We start from the raw sequence: 1,599 nt of genomic DNA on the forward strand, positions 1-1,599 counted from the left end.
ACTGAAATTGCACTTTTCTCCACCGAGGAAATTGCTTCCATCAGTGCCAAGGCTCTCGGTGGCCTCTCCGCTGACGCAATCGCCGGTCTCACCACAGGCAGCGCTGAAGCCCTGACCACGACACAGGTTGCAGGACTTTCTTCGAGCCAGGTTGCCGCCTTGACCTCGGGCCAGCTCGCGACCTTCTCGTCCGAAGATATCGCTGCAATCGGCAACAAGGCGATCGCTGGCTTGGATCTTACCAAGCTCAGCACGGCCAATGTCGCGTCTCTGAGCTCGACACAGGTTGCAGCACTGTCATCCACCCAGTTCAGCGCGATGTCTTCCGCTCAGGTGACGGCGCTGACCAGCACGCAGATCGCTGGTCTGAGCTCTGCCCAGGTAGGGACGCTGGACTCCACAGAGCTCGGATTGTTCTCCACCGACGAGATCTCTGCTATTGGCCTGAAGGCGGTCGCCGGCTTCTCCACGGACGCACTCGCCGGTCTCGACAGCACCCACATGGCTGCATTGTCGTCATCGCAGCTTCAGGCACTGAACACTGCACAGGTTGAGGCCGTTATTGCAGCGTACAAAACCTACTGATTGCGACTAACGGGAAGACCACAGACTCTCTGGTCTTCCCGGCACTCTCTAAACGAAGTTGGGGCGCGGTTTATAACCGCGCCCCAACTGTTAGACACATGGTTGTCTCTGACGATCTCTCTACGGATCAACGAAAAACGCTCCGAGCGCGCCTTTCCCCTGCAGGGCGTTGATATAGGCGTCCCCCGTGTCCAGGGCCTCGCGGATCGTCACGTCCATGTCGAGGTAGCGATAGGTCCCGAGCCTGCCGACGAATGTCACGTTCTGCTGCGTCCGGGCCAGCTCGACATAGCGCTCGAGCAAGGCCTTTTCGTCGGCCATGCGGATCGGATAGTAGGGGATGTCGCTTGGTCCGCAGGCGCGCGAATATTCCCGGTAGCAGATGCTCTTCTCATGGGTTTCCCAAGGCGAGAAATGCTTGTGCTCGGTAATGCGGGTATAGGGAATCTCGAGATCGCCGTAGTTCATCACGGCGCAGCCCTGGTAGTCGCCGTTGTAGCTGAAGCGATCGAAATCCAGCGTCCGATAGCCTAGCCGACCCAGTTCGAAGTCGAAGTAACCGTCAAGCGGTCCCGAATAGAAGACATGGTCGAATGACGCGGCATCTGGCCGGGTGAAACGGGTCCCGAGCCTGACCTCGATGCGCTCGTGATTGAGAATGCGTTCGACCATTTCCGTATAGCCGTTCTCAGGCATGCCCTGAAAACGATGGAAGAAGTAGTTGTCGTCATAGTTGAAACGGACGGGCAGACGCTTCAAAATGCTGGCCGGCAGCTGGCTTGGCTCGCAGCCCCATTGCTTGACCGTGTAGCCCTTCAGGAACGCCTCATAGAGATCACGGCCGACGAATTTCAAAGCCTGCTCTTCGAACGTCTTCGGCTCACCGATGGACGTATCGGCCAGCGACGCGATGAACTCTCTTGCCTCGTCGGGTCGCAGCGTCTTGCCGAAGAACTGGTTGATCGTGTGCAGGTTGATCGGCAGCAGGAACACGCGCCCGCCACTGGTCGTCTT

General features: G+C 58.3%; 1 protein-coding gene and 1 pseudogene. One reads left to right on the plus strand and one right to left on the minus strand.

The window, feature by feature from the left end:
• Positions 1 to 585: pseudogene (locus tag IFT59_RS22980) on the plus strand (ice nucleation-like protein); the annotation flags it as partial.
• A 120-nt stretch (positions 586 to 705) separates the two neighbouring features.
• On the opposite strand, the gene IFT59_RS22985 reads toward IFT59_RS22980, so the two are convergent.
• On the minus strand, positions 706 to 1,599 hold an 894-nt coding region (locus tag IFT59_RS22985), incomplete at its 5' end, for a UDP-galactopyranose/dTDP-fucopyranose mutase family protein (RefSeq protein ID WP_192088397.1).

The sequence above is a fragment of the Rhizobium sp. CFBP 8752 genome (assembly GCF_014842035.1).
Classification (GTDB): Bacteria; Pseudomonadota; Alphaproteobacteria; order Rhizobiales; family Rhizobiaceae; genus Neorhizobium; species Neorhizobium soli.